Here is a 4,464-nt window from a genome sequence, read left to right as displayed (position 1 = left end):
GGCGGCCGGGGTACTGCACGGCGACGAGCTCGACGTCGTCCGGCAGCGCCCGTGCCCAGCCGTGGAAGGCGCCGGCGGTGCCGCCCGCGAAGGGCAGGCAGATCAGCCGCAGACGTGGCGACTCCACCGGCCGGTACCGCTTGATCCAGGCGCTGTCGAAACGTGGCGGGCGGGTGGGGGCTGGGAACACTGATGGCCTCTCCATCGAAGACGAACAAACGACCGGCCAATTCCGGAGCGTCACCCTAGCGGCAATTCCGGAAGGCGGCGGCGAGTGCCGCCCGAGGGGCAGTTCCGCATTCAGCGCGCCTCCAGTCCTGCGGCGGCCGGGTAGGCAATCGTTTCGGCCATGGAATCGCAGGAGATGGAATCCCCGAGACTGCGCATGCCGCGCATCCGGACCGAATTCCCGGCCCGGATCGGTCCTTTCACCGAACAGGCGGAGGAACGGACGCGGGCGTTCGTCCGGCGCTTCGGGCTGGTGCCCGACGAGGCCGCCCGGCAGCACCACGAGCGCTCGCTGCTCGGCACCCTCATGTCGCGGGCCTATCCCCACGCGGGCCTCGACGAGCTCGTACTGGTGACCGACTGGATCAGCTGCATGCTGGTGCTGGACGACCAGTTCGACGAGACCCGGCTGGGTCAGGAGCCCGAGCGGCTGCGGCGCGTGTGCGACGAGGTGCTCGGCTGGCTGCCGGCGGACGGCGTCGTCGACGACGACGGCCCGTCCGCCTCCGTGGACGCCTCCATCACCCGCGCGTTCCGCCCGGCCTACGCCGATCTGTGGCGGCGCACCGTCCCGCACACCTCGGCCACCTGGCGGGCCCGGCTCGCCGGGCACATCGGCGACTTCTTCGAGACCTGCGTGTGGGAGGCGGAGAACCGGCTCACCGGCCGCACCCCGGGCCTCGACGAGTACATCTCCTACCGGGGCCGCGCCCTGATGCCCTACCTGGACCTGATCGAGGTGACCACGCACCACGAGATCCCCGAGGAGATCTACCGGCTGCCGGAGTTCACCGAGCTCAACCAGGCGCTGTCCGACGCCGACCTGTGGACCAACGACCTCTTCTCCTGCGAGAAGGAGGCCCTCCTCGGCGATCCGCACAGCCTGGTGCTGGTGTACCGGCACGAGCACGGCACGGACCTCCAGACGGCCGTGGACGCGGTCGGCGTCATGGTCCAGGAGCGCTTCGACCGGTTCACCGAACTCAGCAGGACCTTCCCCGGGCCGGAACTCCGCTCGGAACTCTCCCCGGCCGAACTGGAGGCCCTGCGCCGCCACATCGAGGGCATGCGCAGCTGGCTGAGCGGCCAATTGCAGTGGCGATTCGAGACCCTCCGCTTCGACCCGACGCGGCCGGAGGTCACCGGCGCCACCGGATCCACGCCCCTCTAGCGGGCCCGTCACCCCGTCGAATGCGAGCGAGGTACGTCAATGCACGACCGGTACGCGACCCTCAGACAGCTCCAGTCGCTCGATCCCAAAGCGGATCACGAGCGGATCCACCGCATCTCCTCCGACCGCGAATTCCCCTGGGACTACGGGCGGGGCCTGGAGGTCGCCATCTGGCGCACCTGCTGCGTCCCCAGCATCTCCGGGGTGCTCGACGGCAGCGGGGAGTTCGCCCTGCGCGCCCAGAAACGCTACGACGACACCCGGATCCTGCTGGGTGAACTGGTGCGCGGCGGCTACGACTCCGAGCGCGGCCGCCAGGCGCTGCGCCAGATCAACCAGGCGCACCGCCGCTTCTCGATAGCGAACGAGGACATGCTGTACGTGCTGTCCACGTTCATCTACGAGCCGATCCGCTGGATCGACCGCTGGGCCTGGCGGAAGACCAGCGAGACCGAGCGGCTGGCCGCCTTCTACTTCTACGTCGAGGTGGGGCGCCGGATGAACATCCGGGACCTGCCCACCGACTTCGACGAGTTCGAGCGGTTCAACCGCGAGTACGAACAGCGCTACTTCCGGCACGAGCCGAGCAACCAGCGGGTCGGCGGGCACATCATGAAGCTGTACTCGTCCTGGTACCCGCGCCCCGTCGGGGCGGTGGTGGCCGCCACGCTGCCGTGCCGGCTCGACGAGGAGGCCCGCCGGGCCCTGGGCATGCCCCGGCCGCCCCGCTGGGCCGAGGCCCTGAACGCACTGGGCCTGCGCGGGCACGCACGGGCCGAGCGGCTGGCGCCCGCCCTCATGGCCCGGCTGATGACCCGGCCCACCGCCCGCACGTATCCCGGGTACCCGCACGGCTACCGCATCAGCGACATCGGGCCCCGCCACGTCACCCTGCCGGCCGCGGAGGCGCCGCCGGCCGTTCGCGCCGAAAGCCTCAGGGACTGACCACATGACGCACATCGCATCGCTGCCGATCGCGGCCCACGAGGCCGTGCGCATCGGCGACACCCCGCTGCGGCCCGTCCGCGTGCCGCTCGGCGAGCGGTCGGTACGGCTCTGGCTGAAGCTGGAGGCCGACAACCCCTTCGGCTCCATCAAGGCCCGTACGGCCGAGGCGCTGCTGTCCGTCCTGGAACGGTCCGGGCGGCTGCGGCCGGGCATGCGCGTGGTGGAGTCCACCTCGGGCAACCTGGGCACGGCGCTGGCCGGGCTCTGTGCGGCGCGCGGCTACGCCTGCACGCTGGTCGTCGAGCCCAGCACGCCCCGCAGCAGCGTCGAGCGCATGACCGCGCACGGGGCGGACGTGGTGGTGGTCTCCGAGGTGCCGGGCGGCCGGACCCTGGACGCCCGGATCGCCGCGGTCCGGGAGATCCTGCGCACCGACCCGGACGCCGTGTGGACCGACCAGTACAGCTCTCCGGCCAATCCCGGGGTCCACGAGGCCGGCACGGCGATCGAGCTGGTGCGGGCGGCTCCCGGAGGGTCGTACGACGCGGTGGCAGTGGCCGTCTCCACCGGCGGCACGCTCGCGGGCATCGCCCGCGCCTTCCGCGCGCACCAGCCGCACGCCCAGGTCATCGCGGTCGACGCCGTCGGCTCGGCCGCGCTGGGCGGCCCCCCGGGCGACCGGCCCTTCAAGCTGGCCGGGTTCGGCTCGGGCCGGGTCTCCGGCTTCGTCGGGCCGCACGAGGTCGACCACGTCGTCCGGCTGCGCGACGAGGACGCCGCGGCCGCCTGCGTCCTGATCGAGGAGCGCACCGGACTGTCGCTCGGCGGCAGCGCGGGGGCCGCCGTCCTCGCCTCGGTCCTGCGGGCCGCCCGCGACCCCCGGCTGCGGGAGGTGGCGTGCGTCTGCCCCGACAGCGGGGAGAAATACCCGCAGTTGCGCGGCGGACTCCCGGCCCGTACCGGCCGGGCGGACGACGCGATCGGCACGGCCCTGCGCCTGCTGGGCCGTGCGCACCCGGAGCCGGAACACCCTGGAGAGAGAGCGACCGCATGACCGCTTCCACCGCGACCCCGATCACGTACCTCCCCGGCGAGGACGTGGCACGGATCTGCGCGGACCTGCCCGTCGTGGACATCGTCCACGACACGCTGCTGGCCTTCCGGCGGGGCGAGGCCGGGCTGACGCCCGAGGCCGCCCTGCGCTGGACGACACCGACCGGCGCGGCGGCCCGCAGCCTGATCCTGCCCGGCTGGTCGGGAGACCACTACGGCTGCAAGATAATCAACGCGTCGCTGGGCAACCACCGGTTCGGCCTGCCGCGCGCGGCCGGGCTGATCGTGCTCAACGACCCGGAGACCGCCCGGCCGGTGTGCGTGATGGAGGGCGGACTGGTCAGCGCCCTGCGCACGGCCGGCGTGTCCGTCGCCGCCGTGCGCGCCGCGCGCGGGCTCGACGGCGTGACCGGCGCGTCCTTCCTGGGCTGCGGCCGCCAGGCCCAGGTCCACCTGGACCTGCTGGCCGCCGCCTGCCCCGCCCTGGCGGAGGTCGTACTGTACGACCAGGACGCCGCCCGCGCCCGCGAGTTCGCGGCGGCGTGGGGCGCCTCGCACCCCGGCATCGCGGTGACCGTGGCGGAGACCGCACGGGAGGCGGTCGGCCGGACCGCCCTGACGATCGCGGTGACGACGACCACGGAGCCGTACGTCGAGCTCGACTGGCTGCCCGCCGGCGCCACGTTCGTCAACGTCTCCCTGGACGACGCGGCGGAGAGCCTGCTGCTGGGCTGCGACCGCCTGTATGTCGACAACTGGGACCTGGTGGCCGAGGACGACCACCGCCTCCTCGGCAAACTCGCCCGCGCGGGCCGCGTCACGGCCCCGGACACGGCACCCCCGGAGAACGGCAGGACCGTGGACGCGGACCTCCCGACGCTCCTGTCGGAGGGCCCGGCCACCCCGGTGGCGCCGCACGAACGCGTGGTGATCAACCCGTTCGGCATGGGAGTCCACGACATCGCCGTGGCCGCGGCGGTCCACGCGAGGGCCCTGGAACAGGGCGTCGGCATAGCGTTGCCGCGCTGACGAATTCCGCCGGACCCCCGCCGCGGCGGGGGTCC

The 4,464-nt window shown here is 73.1% G+C and carries 5 protein-coding genes; 4 read left to right on the top strand and 1 reads right to left on the bottom strand.

Translation table 11 applies throughout. From position 1 onward, the window contains the following. A partial coding sequence (locus AB0K09_RS30210) for a thioesterase domain-containing protein (RefSeq protein WP_366068595.1) occupies positions 1–190 on the bottom strand: 190 nt, incomplete at its 3' end. 159 nt (positions 191–349) lie between these two features. Between AB0K09_RS30210 and AB0K09_RS30205 the strand changes: the two genes are divergently transcribed. From AB0K09_RS30205 to AB0K09_RS30190, 4 genes are read left to right on the top strand one after another with little or no spacing between them, the layout of a single operon-like run. Beyond that, a complete protein-coding gene (locus AB0K09_RS30205; protein WP_366068594.1) occupies positions 350–1,399 on the top strand; it encodes a hypothetical protein in 1,050 nt (349 codons plus the stop codon). Positions 1,400–1,438: 39 nt separating this feature from the next. Then, entirely contained in the window at positions 1,439–2,344 is a 906-nt protein-coding gene (locus tag AB0K09_RS30200) for an oxygenase MpaB family protein (RefSeq protein ID WP_366068593.1), read from the top strand. A gap of 4 nt (positions 2,345–2,348) precedes the next feature. Next, entirely contained in the window at positions 2,349–3,401 is a 1,053-nt protein-coding gene (locus AB0K09_RS30195; RefSeq protein ID WP_366068592.1) for a cysteine synthase family protein, read from the top strand. Continuing rightward, positions 3,398–4,429 (top strand): ornithine cyclodeaminase, encoded by a 1,032-nt coding sequence (locus tag AB0K09_RS30190; RefSeq protein WP_366068591.1) that lies wholly within the window; start codon positions 3,398–3,400, stop codon positions 4,427–4,429. The genes AB0K09_RS30195 and AB0K09_RS30190 overlap by 4 nt, the downstream gene beginning before the upstream one ends. Positions 4,430–4,464 lie beyond the last annotated feature (35 nt).

Source organism: Streptomyces sp. NPDC049577 (assembly GCF_040675635.1).
Classification (GTDB): domain Bacteria; phylum Actinomycetota; class Actinomycetes; order Streptomycetales; family Streptomycetaceae; genus Streptomyces.
The sequence above is the reverse complement of the archived record's forward strand: the minus strand, read 5'-3'. Positions and strand labels throughout refer to the sequence as shown.